This window comes from Micromonospora sp. NPDC127501, from assembly GCF_040302185.1.
In the GTDB taxonomy this organism is placed as follows: Bacteria; Actinomycetota; Actinomycetes; order Mycobacteriales; family Micromonosporaceae; genus Micromonospora.
On sequence record NZ_JBEORJ010000001.1, the window covers coordinates 217,988 to 244,573 of the forward strand.

Annotated in this window: 27 protein-coding genes; 6 read left to right on the plus strand and 21 right to left on the minus strand. The window is 70.2% G+C overall.

Translation table 11 applies throughout. The annotated features are described in order from the left end of the window. Positions 1–7: 7 nt before the first annotated feature. From ABTW72_RS00885 to ABTW72_RS00910, 6 genes are all read right to left on the minus strand, one after another. Positions 8–598, minus strand: a complete 591-nt coding sequence (locus ABTW72_RS00885) for a gluconokinase (RefSeq protein WP_350852436.1) — start codon at positions 596–598, stop codon at positions 8–10. Continuing rightward, positions 588–1,817, minus strand: a complete 1,230-nt coding sequence (gene manD / locus ABTW72_RS00890) for a D-mannonate dehydratase ManD (RefSeq protein WP_350852439.1) — start codon at positions 1,815–1,817, stop codon at positions 588–590. Before manD ends, ABTW72_RS00885 begins: the two co-directional genes overlap by 11 nt. 31 nt (positions 1,818–1,848) lie before the next feature. After that, positions 1,849–2,997 carry a galactonate dehydratase gene (dgoD, locus tag ABTW72_RS00895; protein ID WP_350852442.1) on the minus strand — a complete coding sequence of 383 codons (1,149 nt, stop codon included), beginning with the start codon at positions 2,995–2,997 and terminating at the stop codon, positions 1,849–1,851. 7 nt (positions 2,998–3,004) lie between these two features. After that, entirely contained in the window at positions 3,005–3,820 is an 816-nt protein-coding gene (locus tag ABTW72_RS00900) for a carbohydrate ABC transporter permease (protein WP_112588853.1), read from the minus strand. Next, positions 3,817–4,770 carry a carbohydrate ABC transporter permease gene (locus ABTW72_RS00905; protein WP_350852445.1) on the minus strand — a complete coding sequence of 318 codons (954 nt, stop codon included), beginning with the start codon at positions 4,768–4,770 and terminating at the stop codon, positions 3,817–3,819. The genes ABTW72_RS00900 and ABTW72_RS00905 overlap by 4 nt, the downstream gene beginning before the upstream one ends. A gap of 75 nt (positions 4,771–4,845) precedes the next feature. Further along, positions 4,846–6,084 carry an ABC transporter substrate-binding protein gene (locus tag ABTW72_RS00910; RefSeq protein WP_350852448.1) on the minus strand — a complete coding sequence of 413 codons (1,239 nt, stop codon included), beginning with the start codon at positions 6,082–6,084 and terminating at the stop codon, positions 4,846–4,848. 183 nt (positions 6,085–6,267) lie between these two features. Here ABTW72_RS00910 and ABTW72_RS00915 point away from each other — a divergent pair, with 183 nt between their 5' ends. Then, on the plus strand, positions 6,268–7,038 hold the full coding sequence (locus tag ABTW72_RS00915; protein ID WP_350852451.1) for a FadR/GntR family transcriptional regulator: 771 nt from the start codon (positions 6,268–6,270) through the stop codon (positions 7,036–7,038). Between the two features lie 56 nt (positions 7,039–7,094). Here the strand turns inward: ABTW72_RS00915 and ABTW72_RS00920 are convergent, their stop codons facing one another. Further along, on the minus strand, positions 7,095–7,835 hold the full coding sequence (locus ABTW72_RS00920) for a DUF6069 family protein (protein WP_350852454.1): 741 nt from the start codon (positions 7,833–7,835) through the stop codon (positions 7,095–7,097). Positions 7,836–7,839: 4 nt separating this feature from the next. Beyond that, the gene (locus ABTW72_RS00925) at positions 7,840–8,841 is read right to left on the minus strand and encodes an RNA polymerase subunit sigma-70 (RefSeq protein WP_502892147.1); all 1,002 of its coding nucleotides are present in this window, start codon (positions 8,839–8,841) and stop codon (positions 7,840–7,842) included. A 108-nt stretch (positions 8,842–8,949) separates the two neighbouring features. On the opposite strand from ABTW72_RS00925, the gene ABTW72_RS00930 reads away from it, so the two are divergent. Then, entirely contained in the window at positions 8,950–9,219 is a 270-nt protein-coding gene (locus tag ABTW72_RS00930; protein WP_350852460.1) for a DUF6959 family protein, read from the plus strand. 241 nt (positions 9,220–9,460) lie between these two features. Here ABTW72_RS00930 and ABTW72_RS00935 read toward each other — a convergent pair whose 3' ends face one another. The 12 genes from ABTW72_RS00935 to ABTW72_RS00990 form a co-directional block, all read right to left on the minus strand. Further along, on the minus strand, positions 9,461–10,822 hold the full coding sequence (locus ABTW72_RS00935; RefSeq protein ID WP_350852463.1) for a carbohydrate-binding domain-containing protein: 1,362 nt from the start codon (positions 10,820–10,822) through the stop codon (positions 9,461–9,463). Between the two features lie 147 nt (positions 10,823–10,969). Beyond that, positions 10,970–11,881, minus strand: a complete 912-nt coding sequence (locus ABTW72_RS00940; protein WP_350852466.1) for a hypothetical protein — start codon at positions 11,879–11,881, stop codon at positions 10,970–10,972. 12 nt (positions 11,882–11,893) lie between these two features. Next, positions 11,894–12,682 carry an SDR family NAD(P)-dependent oxidoreductase gene (locus tag ABTW72_RS00945; RefSeq protein WP_350852469.1) on the minus strand — a complete coding sequence of 263 codons (789 nt, stop codon included), beginning with the start codon at positions 12,680–12,682 and terminating at the stop codon, positions 11,894–11,896. Positions 12,683–12,727: 45 nt separating this feature from the next. Then, entirely contained in the window at positions 12,728–14,032 is a 1,305-nt protein-coding gene (locus ABTW72_RS00950) for an enolase C-terminal domain-like protein (RefSeq protein WP_350852472.1), read from the minus strand. Then, positions 14,032–14,862: a fumarylacetoacetate hydrolase family protein gene (locus ABTW72_RS00955; protein WP_502892148.1), complete on the minus strand. Its 831-nt coding sequence runs from the start codon at positions 14,860–14,862 to the stop codon at positions 14,032–14,034. The genes ABTW72_RS00950 and ABTW72_RS00955 overlap by 1 nt, the downstream gene beginning before the upstream one ends. A 5-nt stretch (positions 14,863–14,867) precedes the next feature. Next, entirely contained in the window at positions 14,868–15,710 is an 843-nt protein-coding gene (locus ABTW72_RS00960) for an amidohydrolase family protein (protein ID WP_350852478.1), read from the minus strand. Then, on the minus strand, positions 15,707–16,684 hold the full coding sequence (locus tag ABTW72_RS00965; RefSeq protein ID WP_350852481.1) for an aldo/keto reductase: 978 nt from the start codon (positions 16,682–16,684) through the stop codon (positions 15,707–15,709). The genes ABTW72_RS00960 and ABTW72_RS00965 overlap by 4 nt, the downstream gene beginning before the upstream one ends. Further along, a complete protein-coding gene (locus ABTW72_RS00970) occupies positions 16,681–18,213 on the minus strand; it encodes a sugar ABC transporter ATP-binding protein (protein WP_350852484.1) in 1,533 nt (510 codons plus the stop codon). The genes ABTW72_RS00965 and ABTW72_RS00970 overlap by 4 nt, the downstream gene beginning before the upstream one ends. Next, a complete protein-coding gene (locus ABTW72_RS00975) occupies positions 18,210–19,151 on the minus strand; it encodes an ABC transporter permease (RefSeq protein WP_350852487.1) in 942 nt (313 codons plus the stop codon). Before ABTW72_RS00975 ends, ABTW72_RS00970 begins: the two co-directional genes overlap by 4 nt. A 5-nt stretch (positions 19,152–19,156) precedes the next feature. Beyond that, on the minus strand, positions 19,157–20,230 hold the full coding sequence (locus ABTW72_RS00980) for an ABC transporter permease (protein ID WP_350852490.1): 1,074 nt from the start codon (positions 20,228–20,230) through the stop codon (positions 19,157–19,159). Further along, complete coding sequence (locus ABTW72_RS00985) at positions 20,227–21,315, minus strand: mandelate racemase/muconate lactonizing enzyme family protein (protein ID WP_112589106.1); 1,089 nt, start codon at positions 21,313–21,315, stop codon at positions 20,227–20,229. Before ABTW72_RS00985 ends, ABTW72_RS00980 begins: the two co-directional genes overlap by 4 nt. Further along, entirely contained in the window at positions 21,315–22,364 is a 1,050-nt protein-coding gene (locus ABTW72_RS00990; protein WP_181541253.1) for a sugar ABC transporter substrate-binding protein, read from the minus strand. The genes ABTW72_RS00985 and ABTW72_RS00990 overlap by 1 nt, the downstream gene beginning before the upstream one ends. 124 nt (positions 22,365–22,488) lie before the next feature. On the opposite strand from ABTW72_RS00990, the gene ABTW72_RS00995 reads away from it, so the two are divergent. Genes ABTW72_RS00995 through ABTW72_RS01010 form a run of 4 tightly spaced genes read left to right on the plus strand, consistent with a single transcriptional unit; the run spans position 22,489 to position 25,988 of the window. Further along, positions 22,489–23,208, plus strand: coding sequence for a GntR family transcriptional regulator (locus ABTW72_RS00995; protein ID WP_350852494.1), 720 nt, complete (start codon positions 22,489–22,491; stop codon positions 23,206–23,208). A gap of 28 nt (positions 23,209–23,236) precedes the next feature. After that, the gene (locus ABTW72_RS01000; RefSeq protein ID WP_091399682.1) at positions 23,237–23,947 is read left to right on the plus strand and encodes a (Fe-S)-binding protein; all 711 of its coding nucleotides are present in this window, start codon (positions 23,237–23,239) and stop codon (positions 23,945–23,947) included. Further along, positions 23,944–25,389 carry a LutB/LldF family L-lactate oxidation iron-sulfur protein gene (locus tag ABTW72_RS01005; RefSeq protein WP_350852497.1) on the plus strand — a complete coding sequence of 482 codons (1,446 nt, stop codon included), beginning with the start codon at positions 23,944–23,946 and terminating at the stop codon, positions 25,387–25,389. Before ABTW72_RS01000 ends, ABTW72_RS01005 begins: the two co-directional genes overlap by 4 nt. Beyond that, a complete protein-coding gene (locus ABTW72_RS01010) occupies positions 25,386–25,988 on the plus strand; it encodes a LutC/YkgG family protein (RefSeq protein WP_350852500.1) in 603 nt (200 codons plus the stop codon). Before ABTW72_RS01005 ends, ABTW72_RS01010 begins: the two co-directional genes overlap by 4 nt. Here the strand turns inward: ABTW72_RS01010 and ABTW72_RS01015 are convergent. Next, entirely contained in the window at positions 25,977–26,483 is a 507-nt protein-coding gene (locus ABTW72_RS01015) for a signal peptidase II (RefSeq protein ID WP_350852503.1), read from the minus strand. The two genes, ABTW72_RS01010 and ABTW72_RS01015, sit on opposite strands and share 12 nt — an antisense overlap. Positions 26,484–26,586 lie beyond the last annotated feature (103 nt).

Here is a 26,586-nt window from a genome sequence, read left to right on the forward strand (position 1 = left end):
GGCTAACCTAACATGCCCCCGAAGTGGGGTTGGATGCGCGGTCCCGGTGCTCCCCCACCGGCACAGAAGCGGGCAGACCAAGACCCTTGACGGCCGCCGTGACCAGGGCTTCCGGGGGCAGCGAGACATCGAGTACGAGCACCGACTCGTCCGGCTCGGCCGGCTCCAGCGTGGCGAGCTGCGACTCCAGCAGACTGGCCGGCATGTAGTGCCCCTCGCGCCGGGCCAATCGGGCGCGGATGACCTCCACCGGCCCGTCCAGGTGCACGAAGTCCACCCGGAGCGGGCCCTGGCGGAGCACGTCCCGGTACGACCGCTTCAACGCCGAGCAGGCCAGCACCGTCGAGCGGCCCTCCGCGCCGCGATCGGCGATCCACCCGGCGATGTCCCGCAGCCACGGCCACCGGGTGGTGTCGTCCAGCGGTACGCCCGAGCGCATCCGCGCCACGTTCTGCGGGGAGTGGAACTCGTCCGCCTCGGCGAACGTCAGCCCCGTCGCCGCGCCGATCCCCCGCGCCACAGTGGTCTTGCCGGCCCCGGAGACGCCCATCACCACGACATGCCGGGTGGGCCGGGCGCCGCGCCGCTCACCAGTCATGAACCGTGCCGTCCTTGAGCCGGTTGAACGGCAGGTACGCCGGCTCGTACGGGAACCGCGCCGCCGCCTCCTCGTCGAGCTCCACCCCGAGCCCGGGCTGGTCGCCCGGGTGCAGGTAGCCGTCGGTGAAGGTGAACGACTGCCGGAACACCTCGTTGGCCAGCGGGGTGTGCTTCATGTACTCCTGGATCCCGAAGTTGTGGATGGCCAGGTCCAGGTGCAGCGCCGCGGCCATGCCCACCGGGGAGATGTCGGTGGGGCCGTGGATGCCCGACTTGATCTGGTACTGGGCGGCGAAGTCGAGCAGCTTGCGCATGGCGGTGATGCCGCCGGTGTGGGTGACAGCGGACCGGACGTAGTCGATCAACTGCTCCCGGATCAGGGTCTGGTAGTCCCAGACCGTGTTGAAGACCTCACCGATGGCCAGCGGGGTGGTGGTGTGCTGGCGGACCAGCCGCAGCGCCTCCTGGTTCTCGGCCGGGGTGCAGTCCTCCAGCCAGAACAGGTCGTACGGTTCGAGGGCCTTGCCGAGCTTGGCGGCCTGGATCGGGGTCATCCGGTGGTGACCGTCGTGCAGCAGCGGCAACTCCGGGCCGAACTCGCCGCGCACCGCCTCGAAGACCGTCGGCAGGTGGCGCAGGTACGCGCGGGTGTCCCAGTCCTCCTCGGCGGGCAGCGGGGTGCGTTGGGCAGGCTCGTAGTCGTAGCGCTGGCCGGTGGAACTGGGTTGGGCGGCCACGCCGTAGACCGCGTTGATCCCCGGCACCGAGGTCTGCACCCGGATCGACCGGAAGCCCTCGTCGAGGTGGCGACGGATCGAGTCGAACAGCTCGGGGATGTCCCGCCCCGACGCGTGCCCGTACGCCATGATGCCGGTGCGCGACGCGCCGCCCAGCAGTTGGTACAGCGGCATGCCGGCGGCCTTGGCCTTGATGTCCCACAGCGCGACATCCACCGCGGCGATGGCCGCCATGGTGACCGGGCCGCGCCGCCAGTACGCCGACCGGTACAGGAACTGCCAGGTGTCCTCGATCCGGTGCGGGTCCCGTCCCATCAGCAGCGGGGCGACGTGGTCGCGCAGGTACGAGGCGACGGAGAGCTCGCGGCCGTTGAGCGTGGCGTCGCCCAGACCGGTGATGCCCTCATCAGTGGTGATCTTGAGGGTGACGAAGTTCCGGTCGGGGCTGGTCACGATGATGTCTGCTGCGACGATCTTCACGGGGTGCCTTTCGTTCTTGCCGGTCGGGGTCTCACCACTCCGCGTAGGAGCCGTCGGGGTGCCGCCAGGTCGGGCTGCGCCAGGCGTGCCCGCGCTTGTCAGCGGTCCGCACGGCGTGTTCGTCGATCTCGATGCCGAGACCGGGCGCTGTCAACCGCTGCACGTACCCGTCGACGAAGGTCAGCGGGGTCTGGTCGAGGCAGTAGTCGAGCACCTCGGCGCCCTGGTTGTAGTGGATGCCGATGCTCTGTTCCTGGATCAGGAAGTTGGGCGTGGCGAAGCCGACCTGGAGGCAGGCGGCGAGGGCGATCGGCCCGAGCGGGCAGTGCGGGGCCAGCTGCACGTCGTACAGCTCGGCCAACGTGGCGATCTTGCGAACCTCGGTGATGCCGCCGGCGTGCGCGAGGTCCGGTTGGGCCACGGCGATGCCGGCCTGCAACACGGGCAGGAACTCCTGCCGGCTGTAGAGCCGCTCCCCCGTCGAGATGGGGGTGGTGGTGCAGCGGACGACCTCACCGATCAGGTGCGAGTTCTCCGGAACCACCGGTTCTTCCAGGAAGAACGGCCGGTACGGCTCCAGCAGCGGCGCGACCCGCCGGACGTTGGCGAGTGTGAACCGACCGTGGAAGTCGACAGCCACGTCGCGGTCGTCGCCGAGGACCTCGCGGGCGACGGCCACCCGCTGCACCACCGCGTCGAGGTCGGCGACCGAGGCGAGCGCGCCCATCCGCCCGGACGCGTTCATCTTCACCGCGGTCAGGCCCGCCTCGATCCGGGCGCTGATCTGGTCGCGGATCTCGGCGGGCTCGTCACCACCGATCCAGCCGTAGACCCGGATCCGGTCCCGGACCGGCCCACCGAGGAGCTGGTGCACGGGGGCGCCGTAGTGCTTACCGGCGATGTCCCAGAGCGCCTGGTCCAGACCGGACACCGCGCTGGCCAGGATCGGGCCGCCCCGGTAGAAGGACCCCTTGGTCAGCACCTGCCAGTGGTCCTCGATGCGCAGCGCGTCCCGACCGATGAGCATTTCGCTGAGCTGGTCGATGGCTGTGCGCACGGTCTCGGACCGGCCCTCGCAGGTCGCCTCGCCCCAGCCGACGATGCCGGACTCCGTCTCGATCCGGACGAACAGCCAGCGGGGCGCGACCAGGAAGGTCTCCACAGTTGCGATCGTCGTCATGTGCCGGTCAGCCCTTCGTGGCACCGGCGGTGAGGCCGGAGACGACGTACTTCTGCACGAACAGGGCGATCAGCATGATCGGCAGGGTGACCACTGTCGCGGCGGCCATCAGGCCGCCCCAGTCGATGCTGGCGTAGCCGACGAAGTCGAAGATCGCCACGGGCAGCGTCTTCGTGTCGGAGCCGGAGAGCACCAGGGCGAACATGAAGTTGTTCCAGGAGAAGATGAACGAGAGGATGCCGGCGGTCGCGACGCCCGGCACCGACAGCGGCAGGGTGATCCGCCGGAACGCGCCGATGTGGGTCAGCCCGTCGACCAGCGCCGCCTCTTCCAACTCGGTCGGCAGGCCGTCGAAGTAGCCCATCATGATGTAGACGATCAGCGGGAGCGACACGAACATGTGGCTCAGGATCAGCACGCTGAACCCGCCGACCAGCTTCAGGTTCGAGAAGACGTAGTACCAGGGCACCAGGAGCGAGACGCCCGGGATCACCCGGGCCATGAGCACGACGAGCGCCGACTTCTTCATGTTGAAGCGGCTCATCGAGTAGGCGGCGGGCACCCCCAACAGGAGCGAGAGCGTGGTGGCCGCGAACGCCACCCAGAGGCTGTTGCCGATGAACTCGAGATAGTTGGCCTGCTGGAGGACGGTCTCGTAGTTCTTCAGGCTGGGCGAGAAGACGAACGCCTTGGCGGTGTCGTAGATGTCCACGTTGGTCTTGAACGACGCGGCGATCATCCAGAGCAGCGGCGCCATCAGCGCGAACACCACGACGACGAGAGCCGAGTTGCGGAACACCCGGTACGGCTTGCTCGGCTTCATCGGCCCAGCCCCTTCTTGCGATAGGTGAGGGCCCACATCACCCCGATGATGATCAGGAAGAAGATGATGAGGACGGTCGACGAGACGCCGTAGTCGTTGTAGTCGAAGCTGAGACCGTACGCGTACACGTTGAGGGTTTCGACCTCGTGGAACGATCCGCCGCCGCGTCCCTTGGTGGCGTAGAGAATGTCGAACGTCTTCAACGCGTCGATGCCACGCAGCAGGATGGCGACGATCACCGTGGGCATCAGCAGCGGAAGGGTCACGTGCCGGAACCGCTGCCAACTGCTGGCGCCGTCGATCCGGGCCGCCTCCTGGGGCTCGTCGGACAGCGAGGTGAGCCCGGCGAGCAGGATCAGCACGACCATCGGGGTCCACTGCCAGATGTCGATGAACATCGTCGTCGGCAGGGCCGAGTGCTGCCCGGCCAGCCAGGGCTGGGGGCCGATGCCGATCCAGCCGAGCAGTTGGTTCGCCATCCCGATGTTGGGGTCGAAGATCAGGCGCCACATCATGCCGACCGCCACCGGAGTGGCCACCAGCGGCAGGAGGATCGCGACGCGGACCCACTTCTCACCGCGGAAGGGCCGCCACAGCAGCAGGGCGATCGCCATGCCGAGGATGACCTCGAAGAACAACACGACGCCGGTGAAGAGGACAGTACGCCAGACCGCCGGCCAGAACCGGTCGGTGTCGGTGAGCACGTCGAGGTAGTTCTGGAAGCCGATGAACTCGGACTCGGCGCGTACCGAACCCTCGGCGTCGGTCAGGCTCAGGTACCCGGTCCACGCCACCGGAAAGATGATCAGCACGGCGACGAACGCCATGGCGGGTGCCGCGAAGAGCCACTTGCGGTGTTCGTTGGCCCAACGCGACCAGGCCGACGTCGTATCCACTGACGCCGCGGGAGCCTCGGGCGAACCGGTACGGGGGGTGAGAACGGCTGACATTGAGATCTCCGGGTTGGAGGGGTCAGGTCCCGGCGAGGCGGCGGAGCCGGTCGGCCCCGCCGCCCGGCGCGTCTGTTACTTCGCCTCGTCGTCGAGGAACTTCTGGAACGCCGCGTTGGCCGCGTCCGCCGAGCTGGCGGCGTCCTTGCCGGTGATCGCGTCGACGATCGGCTGGCCGACGATCTCCCGCGCCTCAGCCACCTTGACCACCAGCGGGCGGTCGTGCCCGACGCCGTTGGCGGTGCTGACCGTGTTGGCCTCGGCAAGGTCCTTCGGCAGGGTCGCGGTGCTCGCCGGGTTCGCCCAGACCGAGGTACGGGCACCGGGTACGCCGGCCGTCTGCTGCGCCAGCGCCTGCTCCTTGCCGGCCGCCCACTGGATGAACTTCCAGGCGTTGTCCTTGTTCTCCGAGCTGTCGTTCATGCCGAGCGCCCAGGAGGGGATGTTGTACGGCTTCGATCCGGCCGGGCCGGCCGGGAAGGCGGCGAAGCCGACCGAGTCGACGACCTTGGACTTGGTCGGGTCGGTGGCGTTCTTGTAGAGCGAGTTGGCCTCGGTGTAGAAGGCGGCCTTGCCCTGCGTGAAGATCGCCATCGCCTCCGACCAGCTCATGTCGGTGCTGATGTTCTCCGGGCCGTGGTCCTTGAGCAGCCCGCCGTAGTAGGCGTACGCCTGCTTGGCCTGCTCGGTGTTGACAGTGGCCTTCCCACTGGCGTCCACGAAGTCGCCGCCGAAGCTGAAGAGGAAGCTGGAGAACTGCGTGACCGCGGCGGCCTTGCCGGTACGTGCGACGAAGCCGGCGACGCCCGGGTTGTCGGCCTCGATCTTCGCGGCCTGCGCCTTCAGCTCGTCGAGGGTCTTGGGCGGCGCGGTGAAGCCGGACTTCGTCAGCAGGTCCTTGCGGTAGTAGAGGACCTCCTGCTCGGTGATGATCGGCAGACCGACGACCTTGTCCTCATAGGTCGTCGCCTGCACCGGCCCGGCCTGGAAGTCGCCGAACTCGAAGGCGCCGTCCGACTTGACCCTCTCGCTCAGGTCGGCGAGGTACTTGTTCTTGCCGAACAGCTTCCCCTCCTGCAGGGGCCGGTACATCATCACGTCGAGGTCGGTGGACCCGGCGTTCAGCTTGACGTTGTACTGGTCGGAGAGCTGGTCCTCGCCGAGCTGGGTGACTTCCACAGTGAGGCCGGACTGCTTCTCGAACTCCGGCAGGGCCTTTTTGATGTTCTCCGTCCACACGTGGTTGACAAGTGTCACGCGAACGGTCTTCGAGCCCTCGCCGCCGTCATCGCCGCCGCACGCGGCCAGGCTCATGGCGGTGACCACAGCCAGAGAAGTGCCGATTATCGATCGACGTCGCACGCTTGTCTCTCCTTCTGTCGTGGTCGCCGCCCTCGAGAGAGCCGCTACCTCGGTGTTACATCCGCTTAACATCGGGATGCTAGGCCGAAAAAGCTGATTACCTCAAGAGGTTGATGTAAATGATATGATCTTTGGGTGGAACCGTCCTCACCAGAGGTTGCAGCCGCTCCGGTCCTCCCCGCCGAGTCCGGGCTGCACGCGCGCGTCCTCGAACACCTCGGCACCGCCATCTGCGGCGGCGAGTTGGCACCCGGATCGGTCCTCAACATCGACGAGCTCGTCGACCGGTACGCCGTGTCCCGCTCTGTCGTCCGCGAGGTGCTACGGGTGCTGGCCTCGATCGGATTCATCGAGGCGCGCCGACGGGTAGGTGTGATGATCCGACCGGCGAGCGCGTGGAACGTCTTCGACCCGCAGGTGATCCGCTGGCGTCTCGCCTCGGCCGGCCGGATGGCCCAGCTCCGCTCGATCACCGAGCTGCGCACCGCGGTCGAGCCGCACGCGGCCTACCTGGCCGCCGGCCGGATCGGCCACGACGAGGCGAGTGACCTCGTCGGCCTGGCAGCGAAGATGTGGGCCGCCGGCGAGGCCGGCGACGAGGAGCGCTTCCTGCACCTCGACATCGAGTTTCACCGGCGCGTCCTGCTCGCCTCCGGCAACGAGATGTTCGTCCGGCTCCAGGAGCTGGTCGCGGAGGTGCTCACCGGCCGGCACAAGCACCACCTCATGCCGCACCACCCGCACGAGCAGGCCCTCCAGATGCACGCCGACGTCGCCCAGGCGATCCAGCGGCACGACGGGGAGCGTGCCCGGCGGGCCATGGTGCAGCTGATGGAGCAGGCCTTCGACGAGATGAAGTCGCTGTGGGAGCAGACCGCTCCACCCGATCGGAGCAGAGCCGAGTAGCTCCCGCAGTCCCCAGGAGGGCCGGCCCGTCGGGCCGGCCCTCCTGTCGTCACCCGTCAGTCGGTCCTGGTACGGAGGCTCCGTGCCAGGACGGGGATCATCACCGCCGCGGCGACGAGGTGCAGCCCGAAAAGAGCGGTGATGGTGGCCGCGTTCGCCCCCGAGGTGAGGGCCGGGACCAGCGAGAGCGCGGTCAGCGCCACTGCCGTCCAGGTGAACCGCTCGGCGGGCCGAGCGCTCCACCGGAGCAGAGCCACGGCGATGACGACGCCCACGACCGAGAAGAAGCCGGTCACCACGGCGAACCCGGACAACGGAATCGTCTCGCCACCATCGGGGATCTCGAAGTCGACGCCAGCGGCCCGGGCCAACGCGGCGGCGAGGGTGGTGATCACCGTCGCCACGAGCGTGGCAATCAGGCCGGTGCCGGCGAGCCCGCGGAATCGGTGGGTGTAGCTGGGTGGGCTCGATGCCGGGCCGGCGACGGTCTCGGTGTCCTTCATGCTGTTCATGTCGTCTCCCTCATCTGGAGGTCGTCGTACCGGATGTGGTGGCTGGCGTGTGGCGGCACCGGGCGTGAAGACACGCACTCTCGCCGTGCGACGGCCGGGGTTGCGCAGCGCGCGGACGCCAGTGCCGCGCAGCCAGAACCCGGCATCGCGTCCGAGGACCGGCCCGGGCTCTCCGTCGCGCAGTTCCAGTTGCACCCGCCCACTGGTGACGACACCGAACGCGTCGTACCACTCCGCAGCGACCACCGCGGCACGCGCGCCACCGCGCAGCGTGAGCGTCCACATCGGACTACTCCGTGCCGTCCGCCGGCAGGCGCTCCGGCAGCCCGAGGCGCGGGAACTGGTCGTCGTGGAAGATGAAGACCTCGGTGATTTTGCCGCCGGTGATGCGCAGGACGTCGATCGTCAACGGCAGGTACGCGCCCTCCTGCTTGCGCCAGTGGTAGAAGGCGACGGCGGGCTGGCGGTTCACCGAGGTGGGGACCGCGCGCAGGCCCGTCATGCCATCGAAGCCATCCTCGACCCAGCTGTTCACCACAGCGTCGCGACCGACGTACAGGCCCGGCGTGGGCGGCATCGAGTAGCGGACGTCGTCCCGCAGCATGCCAGCGAGCACGTCGACGTTCGTGGCCACGCTGGCGTCGGTGAAGCGACGCACCAGCTCGCGCGTGCCGGCGTCCTCCTCGCCGCCGGTCCAGTCCTGGCGCTCGGCGGGCAGGTGCTCCCGCATGCCGGCGCGAGCCCGCTGCAGGGCACTGTTGACCGAGTTGACCGAGTCCCCGAGCAGCTCCGCGACGTCCTTCGCCGGCCAGCCGAGCACGTCCCGCAGGATCAGCACGGCCCGCGGACGAGGCGCGAGATGCTGGACCGCGACCAGGTACGCCAGCTCGATCGTCTCCCGCGCGACGGCGACGGTCTCCGGCTCGTCCGCGTCGCCCGCGGGCAGCTCGTCGAGCAGCCGGTCCGGGTAGGGCTGCAACCACAGCACCTCGCCGCCGGTCGCCGGCTCCGGGCGGCGCTTGGCGAGCAGGTCCAGGCAGGCGTTGGTGGCGATCCGGTACAGCCAGGCCCGGAACGTCGACCGCCCCTCGAACGTCTCCCGCCGCCGCCAGGCACGCAGGAACGTCTCCTGCACGGTGTCCTCGGCGTCCTCGAACGACCCGAGCATCCGGTAGCAGTGCACGTGCAGTTCCCGCCGGTGCCGCTGCGCCAGCCCCGAGAACGCCGGCTCGTCGACCTCGCCCAGACCGCTCACGCCCAGCTCCTCCAGCCGCGTGTCCGCACTCATCACGTCATCCTTCCGCCTCGTCATGTCCTGTCGTTAGGTATGACGGGCGCGGACGCGACAACTCATCACTCGGTCTGATCAAGGTGGTGAGTCTGCTGGGATCATGCTCAGATGAGCGAGGAGCAGGCGCAGGTGCTGTCCCGTGGTACGAACTGTTCCGTCGTGCAGTTGTCGGGCAGGGCATTTCCCGGTATCCACGTGCAGGGCGACACGTTCGCCGCCCTGTTGACGCAGCTGGCGGACGCGGCCCGCCTACTGCGCCAGGACCCCGACCACCGCGAAGCGCTCGACGAGCTGGACCACGCCGTCCGAGAGGTGGAGGGCTTGCTCAGCTTCTACGAAGTGACGCTGTCGGAGCGAGGAATCCGGCGGCCGTACTGATCCGACGGCCACCGACTGACCTCGTGAACCCCGCCCGGTCGTCGTCGGGGAGGGGGACACCCCGACCAGCGTTATGACTCACACGCATATTTATACCTGTGAGTCATAACGCTCGCGGGCGCATCCGCCGCTCGGTGGAGCGGTGACGCGCGAGCGTGGTCCTACTGGACGATGTCGCCACCCGATCGACCTGCGGCGGTGACATACGACCAGCAGGTGCCACGGGCGCACCACCTCAGCGTCAGCGGACCACGCCGAGCCCGGTGAAGGACCTGTCGTACTCGGTGAACGACTGGTTGTTGTACGGGGCGTAGATCCACGTCCGCAGCGAGTTGGCGGCGGTGTCGACCTCGACCAGACGTACCGGGTTGGTGGTGTTGGAGTGGAATGTCTGGAGAAACGTGTAGATCTTGTTGCCGTTGACTCCGGTGTCGATCCGGTTGGCGGCGATGCCGACGTGACCGGAGAAGACGAACCGGATGTTGGCGTACTGCTTGATCAGGTTGTCGAAGAGGTACTGCGGGCTGGTCGCGCCGTACGAGGCGCTCTGCTCGATGTTGCCGCCGCCGTCGATGTAGTCGTGGGTGACGACGATGACGTTGTGCCGGGGGTGAGCGGCGACGACGCTTCTGGCCCAGTTCACGGCCTCAACCCGGGGCCAGAGTTCCAGGGTGAGCACCATCCACTGGACGCCGCCGGCCTCGAAGGTGGAGTACGAGTTGTCCACCTTGCCGGACTCGAACTGTCCCTTCACCGTGCCGTACTGGCTGGCGGTGAAGTACCGGTTGAAGACGGTGGTGTCGCGGACGAGTTCCCGGGTGCGGGCGGGGTCCCGGGCGGAACCACCCTCACCGGTCGCCTGGGTGTCGTGGTTGCCGATCGCCAGCGAGTACGGGAGGCCCGCGGTCTCGATCGGACGCATCGCGTCGCGGGCGACGGCGTACTGGGAGTGGTCGGGGGTGTCCCAGTTGACCACGTCACCGGAGTGGGTCACGTAGCGCAGGTCCAGCGCGGAGCGGTTCTGCACCAGCCAGTTGGTTCGGTTGCGGAACCGGGTGTCCGAGCTGTTGAGCACCTCCTGCTGGGTGTCCGGCAGGACGGCGAAGCTGAACTTCGTGTCGGTGGCGCTCGCGGTTTCCATCCGCGCGTACGCGATGTGGACGTTGCGGTCGCAGGGGGCGGCCCGGAAGTCGTTGATGAGCTGGATCCGTACGGTGTGCTGCCCGCCGCCGACCGCCGTGCCGACCGGGTAGGTGCCGTAGCTGGTCGCGCTGACGATGGTGGTCTGGCCGACGGCGACACCGTCGACCGTCACCCGGACGGTCGGCCAGCCCTGGCAGTTGTCCCCGATGGCCCCGATCAGCACCCGCCCGGAGCCGCTGATGCTGGTGGTGGCGTAGCTGGAGTTACCCCAGAGCGAGGCGTGCGTGCCGGAGGCGGGCACGGGGGTGCCGGTCGCCGTACGGATCGCCCCGTCCACGACGGTGAACTGGGAGGGCTCGGCGGCGCTCGCCGTACCGCCGGTGATCGTTCCGCCAGCCACGGCGACCATCAGCGCCGCGGCCGTCGCTACGAACCTGGACCTGGATCTCCTGATACGCACTGCTGATCCTCCCTCGCCGACATCTGCCCATGAGCTGGGCATTCGCAGCGTAGAGAGGATCGGGACGACGCATGTGAATGCTTCGAGGCCATCCTGAGTACCCGAGCTGTACGTTCCGTTTCCGCACGGCCCGGAACGTGGCGCGTCCTACCGGCTGGTGCCGCCACCCGATCGATTCGCGCCGGCGGCGGAGGGCCGGTGCGCGATGCGGGGTGCCCGCACGGCGGAGGCGTTGCCGGCGCCGGGGCGGTAGTCCCGTGCCGCGCTGGCGACCATCTCGTCGGCGTCGCGAGCGAGCGCCTGCCGGATGTGCGGCGGAACGAACTCGGACGTCGCCATCGCCAGTCGTACCTGCACCGCGCGGTCGTCGACCAGGCGGGCCAGGTCCGCCTCGTCCAGCTCGACGGCCCGCACCAGCGCGGCACGGACGTCGACCACCGGGTCCGCGGCGAGCGCGCTGCGCTGCTCGGCGGTGGTCCGCGGGTTGCGGGCAACCCCCTTGCGTACGCGTGCGGTGCGATCGGCCAGCAGGGCGTTGATCACGTCGGGGTCGTGGGTGTGCGTGGCGAGTCGTTCCCGTACCTCGGGTGACACGTCGTCGATCAGCTTGGCGGCCAGCTCCGGCTCCAGCTCACGACTCTCCGCGAGGAGGCCGCGAAGCTCCTTGTCCGAGGTCTGCGACATGACCTGGCGGATCGACTCGTCACAAGCCGGGTTGCCGGCGACCGCCCAGCGGACCCACCGGTCGGCGTCCTTGACCAGGCGCATGAGGTTGGCGATCGAGGTGGAGGGGTTCCTCGCCACGGCCTCCCGGACCTGGCGGTCATGGTCGCGGGTGAGCGGTCGCAGGGCCTGCGCGGGTGCGTCGGCCCGAGCGGCGACCGCCTTGCGGACCAGGACCGACGGATCGGACGCCAGGTCGATAAGGGTCATCTGTGGCGTTGTGGGGTCCTGAGCGAGGGCGAGCCGAGCGTCAGCGCTGCCACCGATCGGACGGTGGTCGGTGGTGCCGGACCCGCTGTGACGGTCGGCCTCGCCGACCTCCTGCTGTTTCCCCATGCCGCAATCATGTCACGCGCCCGGTTCGGCAGTACCGGCCGCGGGCGGGACCGGGGCGGGCAGGCGCAGGCCGGACATGCCGCCGTCCACCGGCAGCGACGAACCGGTCACCGACCCGGTCGCGGGCGAGGCGAGGTAGACGACGGCGGCGGCCACCTCGTCCGCGGTCACCAGGCGACCGGTCGGCTGCCGGGACGCCAGCTGCCGCTTCTCGGCCGTCGGGTCGGCCGCACCGGCGAGCAGGCGGGCCACCCAGGGCGTGTCGACGGTGCCGGGGGCGACACAGTTGACCCGTACGCCCTCCGTCACCAGGTCGGCGGCCATGGCGAGGGTGAGGGCGTGCACGGCACCCTTCGACGCCGAGTACAGGGCGCGTCGGGGCAGGCCGACGGTCGCCGCGATCGAGGAGATGTTGACGATCGCCGCGGACGACGACCGGCGCAGGTACGGCAGGGCGACGGCGCTGGTTCGGGCCACGCCGGAGACGTTGACGTCGAGTACCCGGCTCCACCGCTCGTCGTCGTCCTCCTCGACGGTGCCCACGGCCGAGATGCCGGCGTTGTTCACCAGGATGTCGATGCCGCCGAACGCCTCCGCGACCGAGGCGACGGCCGCGCTGAGGGAGGACCGGTCGGCCACGTCCGCCCGGACACCGAGTACGCCGGGATCCTCCGGCAACCCGGCCAGTTCCAGGTCCAGGACACCCACCCGGGCGCCGGCGGCGGCGAACGCCCGCACGCAGGCAAGGCCGATCCCCGATCCACCTCCGGTCACCACCGCCACGAGACCGTCACACCGCATACTGCTCTCCCCTTCCGAGTGGTCCGCTGAGGTGACGCACCGCCGTCAGACCCATGCCGGCCCGTCGGGGTACGCGTACGTGGCGAGGCTCTCCGGACGCATCGCGGCGGAGAACCCGGGGGCGCTGGGCGCCACGTAGTGCCCGTCCTTGATCACCACCGGGTCGAGGAAGTGTTCGTGCAAGTGGTCGACGTACTCGACGACCCGGTCGCGCATCGAACCGGACACCGCCACGAAGTCGAACATCGACAGGTGCTGCACCAGCTCGCACAGGCCCACTCCGCCGGCGTGCGGGCACACCGGCACCCCGTACTTCACGGCCAGCAGCAGAATGGCGACGTTCTCGTTCACGCCCCCCACCCGGCACGCGTCGATCTGCACGACGTCGACGGCGTCGGCCTGGAGCAGCTGTTTGAACACGACCCGGTTCGCGACGTGTTCGCCGGTGGCGACCCGGATTGGCCCGCCGTCGGGTGCGCTGGTGGCCAGGGCGGAACGGATCGCCGCGTGGGCGAGCACGTCGTCGGGGCTGGTCGGCTCCTCGATCCACCACGGGTCGTACGGCGCCAGCTCCCGCATCCGCTCGACCGCCTCGGCGACGTCCCAGCGCTGGTTGGCGTCGAGCGCGATCCGGATCTGTGGGCCGACCGCCTCGCGGGCGATCTTCAGGCGGCGCACGTCGTCGGCGGCGTCCGCACCCACCTTCAGCTTGATCTGGGTGAACCCGTCGGCCACGGCCTGCCGGGCCAGCCGGACCACCTTGTCGTCGCAGTAGCCGAGCCAGCCAGGTGACGTGGTGTACGCGGGGTAGCCCCGCTCGGTCAGCCGGGCGATCCGGTCGGCCCGGCCCGGCTCCGCGGCGCGCAGGATCTCCAGCGCCTCGTCGGGGGTGAGGGCGTCGGTGAGGTAGCGCCAGTCGACCAGGTCGACGATCTGCTCGGGGCTGAGGTCGGCCAGGTAACGCCAGACCGGCTTGCCCGCTCTCTTGGCGACCAGGTCCCACATCGCGTTGATCACCGCTGCGGTGGCCAGGTGCATCACGCCCTTCTCCGGGCCGAGCCAGCGCAGCTGCGAGTCCTGGGTGAGCGAGCGGGCGAACGCACCGAGGTCCACGGTGTCCGGGTCGAGGCCGACCACGTACGGCACCAGCGCGACGATGGCCGCCCGGCACACGTCGTTGCCCCTCCCGATGGTGAAGGTGAATCCGTGCCCGTCCGGGCCGTCGTCGGTGCTCAGCACCAGGTACGCGGCCGAGTAGTCGGGGTCGGGGTTCATCGCGTCGGAGCCGTCGAGGTCCCGCGAGGTCGGGAACCGGACGTCGTACGTGTCGACCGAGGTGATCACCGCCATCAGGCGTCCCGGAGCGTGTTGCGCTGCCGGCCGAGGCCGTCGATCTCGACCTCCATCACGTCGCCGACGGCCAAATACGGGAACCGGCCGGAGAGCGCCACCCCCTGCGGGGTGCCGGTGTTGATGACGTCGCCCGGGTCCAGGACGGTGTACTGCGACAGGTGCCAGATCAGGAACGCCACGTCGAAGATCATGTCTTTGGTGCTGGAGTCCTGGCGGGGCTCGCCGTTGACCCAGGAGCGCAGCCGCAGGGCCTGCGGGTCGCCGACCTCGTCGGCGGTGACCAGCCACGGGCCGAGCGGTTGGAACGTCTCGCAGGACTTGCCCTTCGACCACTGGCCGCCGGATACCGCGAGTTGGAAGTCCCGCTCGGAGACGTCGTTGGACAGCACGTACCCGGCGATGTGCCCGAGGGCGTCGGCCGGTGAGGCGAGGTAGTGGGCCGTTCGGCCGATCACCACCGCCAGCTCCACCTCCCAGTCGGTCTTCGTCGATCCGCGCGGGATCAGGACCTCGTCGTACGGGCCGACGACGGTGTTGGGCGCCTTGTAGAAGATGATCGGGTCGGTCGGTGGCGCGGCGCCCGACTCGGCGGCGTGCGCGGCGTAGTTCTGCCCCACGCAGAGCACCACGCCCGGTCGGGCGATCGGTGCGCCGATCCGCTGACCGGTGACGTCGATCTCGGGCAGGTCGGTGGCCTCACGGACCCGCCGGACGCCGTCGCTGGCGAGGAACTCGCCGTCGATGTCGGCGGTGAGCGCCGAGAGGTCGAAGTGCCGCCCATCGACGTACAGCACGGGACGTTCCCGCCCCACGGGCCCGACGCGCATGAGTCTCACGAACCAACCTCCAGTGCATAGGTACGAATTGCGGTGCCGGCCAGGACGTCTGCCCGCTCGGTGGTCGACAGCTCCCCCAGGCTGGCGTCGATCGCCGTCCACGCCTCGGCGTACGAGGCGACGAGGTCGCAGACGGGCCAGTCCGAGCCGGCCATCAGCCGGTGCGGGCCGAAGAGCTCCAGCGCGGTGTCGACGTACGGCCGGATGTCGGCCACCCGCCACCCGGGGCCGGCCTCGGTGAGCAGGCCGGAGAGCTTCGCGACGACGTTGTCGCAGCTGGCCAGGTCGCGTACCGCCGTGCGCCACTCGGCGAGGCCGGCGGCGGCGATCCTCGGCTTGCCCAGGTGGTCGAGGACGAAGGTGGTGCCCGGCGTGGCCCGCGCCGCCTCGGCGCAGCTGGTCAGCTGTCCGACGTGGACGACCAGGTCGAAGGTGAGGCCGGCGGCCCCGATCGCCGCGAGGGCGGCGCGGACGTCGGAGCGGGCCAGGTGCCCGGGATCGGCGACGCCCTGCACCTGGTCGCGGAGCCCGACCAGCTTCGTCGCGCCGGGCAGCTCGCGGTAGCCGGCGAGGGTGGCGGCGAGGGCCGGGTCGGTGAGCGACGCCCAGCCGACCACGCCGGCGATCCGGGGCGTGGTGGCGGCGTGGGCCAGAAACTCGGCGGTCTCCTCGGCGTCGCAGCGGCCCGCCTCGACCAGCACGGTCGCCGTCACTCCGGCCTCGTCCAGCTGGGGTACGAGGTCGGCGATGGTGTAGTCGCGCCGGATCGACTCCAGGCCGGGCGCGGCCAGCCACTGGTAGTCGGCGGTCCACAGGTGGTGGTGCGCGTCGATGATCACGGCGTCGGCACCTCGCTCGGCAGCAGACCTTCGGCCTTGAGATCGGCCCAGAGGGCGCCGGGCACGTCCCACTCGAACATCGCCACGTTGTCGGCGATCTGCTCCGGGTCCCGGGCGCCGACCACCACGCTGGCGACGGCCGGGTGCCCGAGCGGAAACTGGATCGCCGCGGCCCGCAGCGGTACGCCGTGCCGCTCGCACACGGACCGGATCGCGGTGGCCCGGTCGAGCAGCGCCTTCCCGGCCGGGGCGTAGTCGTAGGGGGCGCCCGGTGTCGGGTCGGCCAGCAGGCCCGAGTTGTAGACCCCGGCGGCGATGATCGCGATCCCCTTCGCATGAGCCAGCGGCAGCAGCTCGTCGAGGCCGGACTGGTCGAGCAGCGTGTACCGGCCGGCGAGCATGAAGCAGTCGAAGTCGCCGGCGTGGGCCAGCTCGACCAGCGCCGGGGCCTGGTTCATCCCGGCGCTGACCGCGCCGATCTCGCCGGCCTCCCGCAACTGCGCCAACGCCGGGTACGCCCCGGCGACCGCCTCGGCGAGGTGGTCGTCCGGGTCGTGGATGTGCGCGATGTCGATCCGGTCCAGCCCCAACCGGGCCAGGCTCTCCGCGTGGGAGCGGCGTACCCCGGCGGCGGAGAAGTCGAACTGCGGCGTGAGGTCGGTCGGCTCGGCCCAGAACTCCTGCCGGTCACCACCGTCGGGGACGAGCAGCCGACCCACCTTGGTGGACAGGGTGAACGCGTCGCGCGGCTTGCCGGCGAGGACCGCCCCGGCGCGCCGCTCGGAGAGACCGCAGCCGTAGAGCGGGGCGGTGTCGAAATATCGGAGCCCGAGATCCCAGGCCGCCTCGACGGTGGCGTGGGCCACCTCGTCACCGACGGCGTCGAACATTCCACCGATCGGGGCGAGCCCCAGCCCGAGCCGGGTCACCGCCACGTCGGTACGCCCCAGGGTCACTGGTTCGGTGGCCTTCACGCGACGACCCCCTGCCCGTCATGGATGAGCCGGATCACCGACTGACTCATCCGGTCGTAGTCGTGGTCGTTGTCCAGTTCACCAACAACGGCGAACTCCCGCATCACCGCGATCCGGTCGGCGAGGGTGACCATCTCCGGCAGGTCCGACGAGATCAGCAGAATGGCCATTCCGCGCGCGGCCAGGCCGGCGATCAACTCGTGGAAGGCCGCCTTGGTGCGCACGTCGATGCCGACGGTGGGCTCGTCGATGATGAGTACGTCGCAGTCGGCCGCCAGCCACTTGGCCAGGCTGACCTTCTGCTGGTTGCCACCGGAGAGCTGACCGGCGTGCTGGTCGGGCGAGGCGAGTCGGATGCCCAGCCGCTCGGCGTACTCGTCGACCAGCAGCCGCTCGGAGCGGTCGCGGACCAGTCCCAGCCGGGCCAGCCGACGCCAGACCGTCACCGCCGTGTTGCGGGCCACGGTCTGGTCGAGGAAGAGGCCCTCCTCCTTGCGGTTCTCGGTGACGTAGCCGATGCGGTACCGGTGCAGGGCGTCGCCCACGTCCCGGATCCGGGCCGGACGTCCGTGCACCCGCACCTCCCCGGAGGTGATCCGGTCGAGGCCGAGCAGCGCCTTGGCCAGCTCGCTGCGGCCCGCGCCGACCAGCCCGTACAGGCCGACGATCTCACCGGGGCGGACGGCGAGGCTGACGTCGTGGTGGCCGGCGGTGGTGGCGACGGCGTCGAGGGCCAGCGCCGGTTCGACGTCCGCCGCGACGGTCCGGGCGGCGAGGTGCACCTGCTGGTACGCCCGGCCGACCATCAGGTCGACGATCTCCTCGCGGCTGTGGTCGGCGAGGGGTTCCGCCTTGGCGACGCTGCGCCCGTCGCGCAGCACGGTCACCGTGTCGGCGACCGCGAAGACCTCCTCCAGTTTGTGGCTGACCAGCACTGTGGCGTGGCCCCGCTCGGACAGCCGACGCACGATGCCGTAGAGCCGGTCGGCCTCGTCGTTGGTCAGCGACGCGGTCGGTTCGTCGAGCAGCAGCACTGTCGAGTCCGCCGACAACGCCTTGGCGATCTCCACCAGTTGCAGCTGGGCCACCGACAGCCGCGACACCGGCAGGTCGGGGTCCAGGTCGAGGTCGAGCAGGTCGAGGCAACGGCGGGCCTCGGTACGCAGCGCCGCGCGGTCGAGCAGGCCGGCGCGGCGGGGCAGGTGTTGCAGGCAGATGTTCTCGGCGACGCTGAACGCCGGGATCAGGTTCCGCTCCTGGTGCACGACACCGATGCCGGCCCGCTGGGCGTCCTGCGGGTTGCCCAGCTGCACCGCGCGCAGCTCGCCGTCGGGCCCGGGCAGCCGCAACTGCCCGCCGTCCGGCCGGTACACCCCGGTCAGGATCTTGATCAGGGTGCTCTTGCCAGCGCCGTTCTCGCCGAGCAGCGCGTGCACCCTGCCGGCGCTCAGGGTCAGCGTCGCCTCGTCCAGGGCGCGTACCCCGGGGAACGTCTTGACCAGGTTCTCGGCGGACAGCACGACGGTCATCGTGGACCTCCGGAGAGCTTGTCGCGGAACTGACCGAGCAGCACCGCGCCGAGGACGACCGCGCCGATGATGAGGTCCACCCACCGTCGGTTGATGTCGAACTGCGACTGGCTCACGTCGACCAGCCGTACCAGGAAGGCGGCGAGCACCGTGCCGGTCACGCTGATCATGCCGCCGGCCAGGGCCACCCCGCCGATGATCGGCGCGGCGAAGCTGGGCAGCAGCAGGTCGTCGCCGATCGAGGCGTTCACCGAGCCGAAGGCGGCCACCACGATCACCGCGGCGAAGCCGGCCAGCAGCCCCGACAGGGTGTGGGCCAGCACCAGCGCCCGGTCGTTGGAGATGCCCGACAGCCGGGCGGCGAACGGGTTGCCGCCGGAGGCGAGCAGGTGCCGTCCGGGCACGGTACGCCGGAAGAAGAGGGCGACCGCGACGGCGATCGCGACCGCCAGCAGGAAGACCACTGGTACGCCGGCCACTGACGCCTGCCCGAACTCGCGCAGGCCGGGCGAGTAGCCCTGGTAGGTGCCGGTGCCGTTCACCCCGTACCGCAGCCCTTCGAGGATCGTCATGGTGGCGAGGGTGACGATGAACCCGTTGATCCGGGTGAAGATCACCAACAGGCCGTTGACCAGCCCGACGACGGCGCCGAGGGCCAGCGCGGCGAGCACCGCGACCGGGGCGGGCAGCCCGGCGTCGACCATCAGCCAGCCCGAGGCCACCGCGCAGAAGCCGGTGAGCACGCCTACCGAGAGGTTCATCTGACCGACGGCGAGCACCACCATCTGGGCCAGGCCGATGACGATCGGCAGGGCGAGGAAGCGCAGGAAGGCGTCCAGGGTGCCGGCGGTGAGCAGGTTGAAGTCGGTGGCGACAGCGAGTGCCGCGAACCCGAGCGCCGCGATCACCGCGAGGGTGAACTCGTTGGTCCGGATCACGCTCCTCATGATGGTGACACCGCCCTTCGCTCGGCGAGCACGGCCCGTAGCCGGTCCAGCGACAGCGCCGCGAGCAGCACGAGTCCGATGTAGAGCTTGAGCTCCTCCAGGGAGAACTGGAGCAGGTTGAGGCCCTTGTAGATGACCTGGGTGAGGGTCGCACCGAGCGCGGTGCCGAGGACGCTGACCGCACCACCGGCGAGCAGCGTCCCACCGAGCACCGGGGCCAGGAACGACGGCAGCAGGAACGACTCACCGATGTTGGCGGAGAAGGCGCCGTTGTTGGCGGCGAGCAGGAACCCGGCCAGTGCGGCGAGCAGCCCGCTCAACGCGTGCGCGGCGACGACCCGGCGGTGCGTGGGGATGCCGGACAGCTCGGCGGCGACCGTGTTGGAGCCGGTCATCAGGATCTCCCGGCCCAGCCGGGCGTGCCGGAACAGCAACCCGACACCGAGCGCCGCGGCGACCGCGATCGGCACTACCAGCGGGATCCGGGGTCCGCAGACCTCGCCCATGCAGTAGTCGGCGAAGGTGTCGAAGCGCAGCGCGGAGAGGCCATTCGGCTGCACCGCGAACGACACCCCGCCGGTCGCCCAGGTGTAGAGGATCGTGACCAGGCCCAGCAGCCCGAAGTCGAGCGCGAGGGTGACCACGAAGGAGTTCACGCCGGTCTTGGCGATGAGCAGGCCGGCGAGCGCGCCGATGCCCGCCCCGACGGCGAGACCCACGAGCAGCCCGACCAGCAGTGGGACGCCGAGCCGGTCGTAGGCCAGGCCCATCGCGAAGGTGGACAGCGCGGCCATCCGGCCCACGGCCATGTTCATGTGCCCGAGCGAGAGCACGGCGAGCTGGGCGAGACCGACCACGACGTACACGCTGATGTCGGCCTGTAGCGGTGCCAGGGTGAGGCGGGGGTCGAGGAACGCGGGGGTGAGCGACGAGAAGAGGACGACCAGCACGGCGATGACGATGAGCAGGCCGAGCCGGGGGTTCGCCCAGACCGGCAGGGCCCTGGTCCGCGGCCTGGACTCCGCGGCCGGAGGCACCGCCGGCGCCTCCGGCGCTGTTTCCGTCTTCACGCCACCCTCCTGTCCTCGATCGCGTCGCGGTCCCAGTCGATGCCGAGGCCCGGCTCGCCGGGGGCGAGCGCGTGGCCGTCGACGATCGCGATCTCGGTCCGGGTGATCGCGCGCAGTTGCGGGATGTGCTCGACGTAGCGGCTGTTCGGCACGGCAGCGCAGAGGCTGACGTGCAGTTCCATCAGGAAGTGCGGGCAGACCACCACGTTGCAGGCCTCGGCCAGGTGCGCCACCTTGAGCCACGGGGTGATGCCACCGATGCGCGCGACGTCGACCTGGACGACCCCGGCGGCCTGGCGGCGGAGGTACTCGGCGAACTGGCCGATCGAGTACATCGACTCCCCGACGGCGACCGGGATGCTCGTCGCGCGGGCCAACAGCTCGTGCCCGGCGACGTCGTCGGCGGGCAGCGGTTCCTCGAACCAGGCGAGCTGGTGCGGTTCGAGCAGCCGGGCCCGGCGGATCGCCTCGGCGGCGGTCAGCGACTGGTTGGCGTCGACCATCACGTCGAAGTGGTCGCCGAGGGCCGCCCGGACCGCGCCGATGCGAGCGGCGTCCTCGGCCGGGTTGGGCTTGCCGACCTTCAGCTTGACGCCGGGCCAGCCGGCCGCCTGGGACGCCTTCGCGCCGGCGACCAGCTCGTCCTCGGTGAGGTGCAGCCAGCCACCCTCGGTGTCGTACAACGGGATGCGGTCCTTCGCGCCACCGGCGAGCACCCACAGCGGCAGGCCGGCGGCGCGGGCGCGCAGGTCCCACAGCGCGGTGTCGATCGCGGCGAGGGCCAACGAGGTGATGGCCCCGACCGCTGTGGCGCGGGTGGCGGCGTGCAGGTCCCGCCAGACCGCCTCCACCCGGGCGGCATCGCGGCCGACCAGGTGCGGCAGCAGGTAGTCGCGCAGCAGCGCGAGCACCGCCGTACCGCCGGTCCCGATCGTGTACGCGTACCCCGTGCCGTGCCCGCCGTCGGCCGTGCGCACTTCGACGAACAGCGTCTCCTGTTTCAGGAACGCCTGTACCGCGTCGGTGCGGACGGTCTCGACGGGAATGTCGACGAGGTACGCCTCAGCCCTGGTGATGGTCGACATCAGCTGCACTTGAGCAGGTCGCCGTCGAACTTCTTCCGCAGTGCCTCGGTGGTGGAGGTGCGGTCGGCCTCGTAGCCGTCCAGGTTGTCAGTGGTCACCACGAACGAGCCCGAGTCGATGGTCACTCCGGGTTCGGCCATGGTGCAGCCGCCGCTGAGCTTCATCAGGGCGTACGAACCGACCTGGGCCTGACCGACCGGGTTCTGCAGGACGGTGGCGGCCACCGAGCCGCCACGCAGCCCGTCGAGGACCGTCGGGTCGTCGTCGATGGCGATGACCTTGATGGGCAGCTTCGACTGGCGGACGCCCTCGGCCGAGGCGACCGCCGGGTTGTAGGCGGTGTTCACGATCGCCTGGATCTGGCGGCCCTTCGCGGCGAGGAGGTCGGCCACGGCCCTCTGCGCGCTCTGCAGATCCTTGTCGATGTCGGTGACGCTCTGGAGCAGTGTCACCTTGCCACCGGTTTCGGCGACCGCCTTCTCCACGCCCGCGATCCGGCGCTGGGTGTTGGAGTCGACCTTGTTCCCGGTCAGGTGCACCAGGTTTCCCTGACCGCCCATCGCGTCGATGGCGGCCTTGGCGCCCTTGTAGGCGGCGACCTCCACGTCCGTGGAGAGGCAGAAGTCGGCCTTGTTGGCCCCGGCCGGGCAGGAGGCCAGCGAGCCGACGGGGAAGCCCTGCCGCTTGAGGTCCTCGAAGGTGGAGTTGATGTTGTCCGGCGAGACGCCGAAGACTCCGAAGGCGTTGTAGCCCTGCGCTGCCAGGGACTTGAGCACGTCGTTCTGCTTGGTCTGGTCCCAGCCCGCGGTCTCGTTGAAGGTGACGTCGCCGAGCGCCAGCTCCGTCTTGGCCTTGGCCCCGGCGTCCTTCCAGGGCTGGAAGTACGGGTGCGAGCCGCCGGGCACGAGCGCGACCTTGACCTGCGCCGGTTCCCGGCCACCGGCCTCGGCGTCGGTGGTATCGCTCTTCTTCGTGCAGGCCACAGTGGTCGTGGCGAGGGCCACGACGGTCAGGCCGGAGCCGATTCGGGACAGCATTCTGCGCGACATGTTCGTCTCCTCGGGGGTGGTGGTGGCGAGACGGTGGCGGAGGAACCTATTTCCTATAGGATGTTGCTTTGCTAGTGTGTACTCGCTCACACCGGCACAGTCAAGGGGTTGCTGAGGAGACGAGATGGCCCAGCAGGAACCTCGCGAGGGTCGACTCCGTCCCGCCCGTCGACTCACCCTCACCGAGGATGTCTACGAGTCGATAAAGACCCTCGTCATGGACCACATCCTTCCCCCCGGCGAACGGGTCAACATCGACGCGCTCGCCCGGGAGCTGGACGTCTCCCCCACCCCGGTCCGCGAGGCCCTCGCCCGGCTGGAGGCCGACGGCCTGGTCCGCAAACGCCCGCTGTCCGGCTACACCACCACGCCGCTGCTGAGCCGTGCCGAGTTCGACGACCTGTTCGACGTCCGCCAACTGCTGGAGGGCGCCACCGCCGGGCGAGCCGCCACGCACGCCTCCGCCGAAGCCCGTCAACGGATCAGCGCCGAGGCGGCGGCGAGCATCGACGTGGAGGCCGGCGACGGCTATCGCCGACACGCCGCGTTCACCGCGCTGGACGCGAAGTTCCACGACCTGATCGCGGAGGTCTCCGGCAGCCCTCTGCTGCGGGACACCATCACGCGGCTGCACTCACACCTGCACCTGCATCGGCTGTACTTCCCGGTGGCCGGCGCGCCGGACACCAACACCGAGCACCAGCGCATCGCCGCCGCCATCGTCGCCGGCGACGCGGCAGCCGCCACCGAGGCGATGCGAGCCCACCTCAGCGCCGCCCGGGAGCGTCACCTGCCCGCCTTCGACCAGCTCTCCACCCCCGGAACACCGCGCGACTCGGCGTGACCCACCCCCACACCTCCGAGGAGCCGCCATGCGGATCGCCCTCTTCATCACCTGCGTCAACGACCTCGCGTTCCCGGCCACCGGCATCGCGGTCACCCGCATCCTGCGGCGACTCGGCCACACCGTCGACTTCCCCGCCGACCAGACCTGTTGCGGGCAGATGCACGCCAACACGGGTTACCGGGCCGAGGCCATGCCGATGGTGCGCAACTACGTCGACGTTTTCGACTCCTACGACGCCATCGTCGCGCCGTCCGGGTCGTGCACCGCGATGATCCGCGACCAGTACCCGAGCCTGCACCCGCCCGCCACCTCGGTGGCCGCCCGCACGTACGAGCTGTCCGAGTTGCTCGTCGACGTTCTCGGCGTCACCGACGTCGGCGCCGAGTTCCCGGAGACGGTCACCTACCACCCGACCTGCCACGGCCTGCGCATGCTGCGCCTCGGCGACCGGCCGCTGACCCTGCTGCGACAGGTGCGCGGGATCAAGCTGGTCGAGCTGGGCGACGCCGAGGAGTGCTGTGGTTTCGGAGGCACCTTCGCCCTGAAGAACCCGGACGTCTCCACCGCGATGCTCACCGACAAGTGCGCCCGGGTCCGCGACACCGGCGCACGGGTGCTCGCCGCGGCCGACAACTCCTGCCTGGCGCACATCGGCGGCGGCCTCGACCGCCACCGGTCGGGCGTACGGGCCGTGCACTACGCCGAGATTCTCGCCGAGACGGGAGCCACCTCATGAACCCACCGGTCGCACCCGCCACCGGGGGCGGGCGGATCCGCACGCCGCTGCCGTTTCCCACCGCCGCCAAGCCGGCGGTCGCCGACACGCAACTCCGGGCCAACCTGCACCGGGCCACCCGCACCATCCGGGCCAAGCGAGCCCGGGTGGTCGACGAGGTACCCGACTGGGAGGCCCTGCGCGACGCCGGCTCGGCGATCAAGGCGGACGTCCAACGTCGGTTACCGGAGCTGCTGGAGCAGTTCGAGGCGTCCGCCACCGCTGCCGGCGCCACAGTGCACTGGGCCCGCGACGCGGCCGAGGCGTGCCGGATCGTGGTCGCGTTGACCCGGGCCACCGGGGCCGACGAGGTCGTGAAGGTCAAGTCGATGGCGACCCAGGAGATCGAGCTCAACGAGGCGTTGGAGGCCGCCGGGATCGCGGCGTACGAGACCGATCTCGCGGAACTGATCGTGCAGCTCGGCGACGACACCCCCTCGCACATCCTGGTGCCGGCGATCCACTACAACCGGGCCCAGATCCGGGAGATCTTCCAGCGTCGCATGGCCGACGCGCCGGCCGACCTGAGCGACGAACCGGCCGCGCTGGCCGAGGCGGCCCGCGCCCACCTGCGACGGCGTTTCCTCTCGGCCCGGGTCGCCGTCTCCGGCGCCAACTTCGCCGTCGCCGACACCGGCACGCTCGTGGTGGTGGAGTCCGAGGGCAACGGCCGGATGTGCCTCACCCTCCCCGAGACGCTGATCAGCGTCGTCGGCGTCGAGAAGCTGCTGCCGACCTTCACCGACCTGGAGGTCTTCCTGCAACTGCTGCCGCGATCCTCGACCGGCGAGCGGATGAACCCGTACACCTCGATGTGGACCGGCGTCACCCCCGGCGACGGCCCACAGGACGTACACATCGTGCTCGTCGACAATGGCCGGTCCGCGGTGCTCGCCGACCCGGTCGGGAGGCCGGCGCTGTCCTGCATCCGCTGCTCCGCGTGCCTCAACGTCTGCCCGGTGTACGAACGGGCCGGCGGGCACGCGTACGGCTCGGTGTATCCGGGGCCGATCGGGGCGATCCTGTCGCCGCAGCTGACCGGCGTGGCCGACAACGCCTCGCTGCCGTATGCGTCGACCCTCTGCGGCGCCTGCTACGACGTGTGTCCCGTGAAGATCAACATTCCGGAGATCCTGGTCCACCTCCGCCAGCAGGCACCGCATCCGCCCGTCGAACGGGCCACGATGCGCGTCCTGTCCTGGGTGATGCGCAGCCCCCGACGGTGGGCCGCCGCCCTGCGCCTGGCCCGGGCCGGCGCGGGGCCGCTCGGGGCGTACCGTGAGCGGCGCACCGGCGCTCGCACGTTGCGGCGGCTGCCCTGGCCGGCCTCGGCGTGGACCCGGTCGCGCGACCTGCCGCTGCCCGCGTCGCAGACCTTCCGGGAATGGTGGGGGAAGCAGTGAGCGCACGTGACGAAATCCTGGCGCGGCTCCGGACGGCGCTGGCCGACAGCCCGCCGCCGGTGCAGGTGCCCCGCGGGTACCGCCGGGTCGACGAGCGCTCCGACGTGATCGAAACCCTGGTCGATCGCCTGGAGGACTACCGGGCCGTCGTCCACCGTGGCATCGACGCCCTACCCCGGCTGCTCAGCGAGGTCGACCGGCTCGCCGTCCCCATCGACGTTCCCGCCGACTGGCTGGCCGGCTACGCCGGAGAGCTGCACCGCGACGCGCCCCCGCTGTCAGCGGCCGCACTCGACGACCTGGACGCGGTCCTGACCGGCTGCGCCGTCGTGGTCGCCGACACCGGCACCATCATCCTGGACGCCGGCCCGGCGCAGGGTCGACGCGCGCTCACCCTGGTGCCCGACCGGCACATCTGCGTCGTCCGCACCGACCAGGTCGTCGGTCTGCTGCCGGAGGCACTCACCCGACTGGACCCGCGCGCCCCGCTGACCTGGATCTCCGGCCCGTCCGCGACCAGCGACATCGAACTCAACCGCGTCGAGGGAGTGCACGGCCCGCGCCGGCTGGAGGTCGTCCTGGTCGGCTCAGGAGTCTGACGACACCTGCTCGCGGGCCTCGCCAGGGGTGGCCGTCGCGCGCAGCGGAATGCCGCGCACGTTGAGCAGCATGACGATGCCCACCCCGACCACCAGTGCGATGTCGGCGACGTTGCCGACGAAGAACCCGGCGTAGTCGATGAAGTCCACCACGTGCCCGCGAGCGAACCCCGGCTCCCGGAAGAGGCGGTCCAGCAGGTGCGTCGTCGCGCCGCCGAGCACCAGGCCCAACGCCACCGCCCAGGCGCGCGACGTGACCCGCCACGCCACGACCGTCACCGCGACCACGGCCGCCGCCGCGAACACCGCGAAGATCCAGGTGTACGCGGAGCCGATCGAGAAGGCGGCTCCCGGGTTGTACACGAGTCGCAGTTGCAGCAGGTCACCGAGAACGGTGATGGTCTGGCCGCCGGAAAGCGCGGACTCGGCCCAGTACTTGGTGAGCTGATCCGCGGCGAGCACCACAGCAGCGATCAACACGACGGCGCGGAACATCCCGGAACCCTAACCGGTCACCGGTGACCGTCACCACCGACGAATGCGTCCTGATCAACGACGTGCTGCACTCCTTTGGTAATTGCCAAAGAGTGGCAACTGT

Coding starts and splice junctions, on each gene's coding strand:
- ABTW72_RS00990 (WP_181541253.1), bottom strand. CDS start 22,364: ATGTCGCGCAGAATGCTGTCCCGAATCGGCTCCGGCCTGACCGTCGTG.
- ABTW72_RS00910 (WP_350852448.1), bottom strand. CDS start 6,084: ATGAGCCTGGCCGCGTGCGGCGGCGATGACGGCGGCGAGGGCTCGAAG.
- ABTW72_RS00955 (WP_502892148.1), bottom strand. CDS start 14,862: ATGCGCGTCGGGCCCGTGGGGCGGGAACGTCCCGTGCTGTACGTCGAT.
- ABTW72_RS00950 (WP_350852472.1), bottom strand. CDS start 14,032: ATGGCGGTGATCACCTCGGTCGACACGTACGACGTCCGGTTCCCGACC.
- ABTW72_RS01000 (WP_091399682.1), top strand. CDS start 23,237: ATGCGGATCGCCCTCTTCATCACCTGCGTCAACGACCTCGCGTTCCCG.
- ABTW72_RS00885 (WP_350852436.1), bottom strand. CDS start 598: ATGACTGGTGAGCGGCGCGGCGCCCGGCCCACCCGGCATGTCGTGGTG.
- dgoD (WP_350852442.1), bottom strand. CDS start 2,997: ATGACGACGATCGCAACTGTGGAGACCTTCCTGGTCGCGCCCCGCTGG.
- ABTW72_RS00900 (WP_112588853.1), bottom strand. CDS start 3,820: ATGAAGCCGAGCAAGCCGTACCGGGTGTTCCGCAACTCGGCTCTCGTC.
- ABTW72_RS00940 (WP_350852466.1), bottom strand. CDS start 11,881: ATGGGGAAACAGCAGGAGGTCGGCGAGGCCGACCGTCACAGCGGGTCC.
- ABTW72_RS00995 (WP_350852494.1), top strand. CDS start 22,489: ATGGCCCAGCAGGAACCTCGCGAGGGTCGACTCCGTCCCGCCCGTCGA.
- ABTW72_RS01015 (WP_350852503.1), bottom strand. CDS start 26,483: ATGTTCCGCGCCGTCGTGTTGATCGCTGCTGTGGTGCTCGCCGCGGAT.
- ABTW72_RS00905 (WP_350852445.1), bottom strand. CDS start 4,770: ATGTCAGCCGTTCTCACCCCCCGTACCGGTTCGCCCGAGGCTCCCGCG.
- ABTW72_RS00930 (WP_350852460.1), top strand. CDS start 8,950: ATGAGCGAGGAGCAGGCGCAGGTGCTGTCCCGTGGTACGAACTGTTCC.
- ABTW72_RS01005 (WP_350852497.1), top strand. CDS start 23,944: ATGAACCCACCGGTCGCACCCGCCACCGGGGGCGGGCGGATCCGCACG.
- ABTW72_RS00920 (WP_350852454.1), bottom strand. CDS start 7,835: ATGTGGACGCTCACGCTGCGCGGTGGCGCGCGTGCCGCGGTGGTCGCT.
- ABTW72_RS00970 (WP_350852484.1), bottom strand. CDS start 18,213: ATGACCGTCGTGCTGTCCGCCGAGAACCTGGTCAAGACGTTCCCCGGG.
- ABTW72_RS00945 (WP_350852469.1), bottom strand. CDS start 12,682: ATGCGGTGTGACGGTCTCGTGGCGGTGGTGACCGGAGGTGGATCGGGG.
- ABTW72_RS00985 (WP_112589106.1), bottom strand. CDS start 21,315: ATGTCGACCATCACCAGGGCTGAGGCGTACCTCGTCGACATTCCCGTC.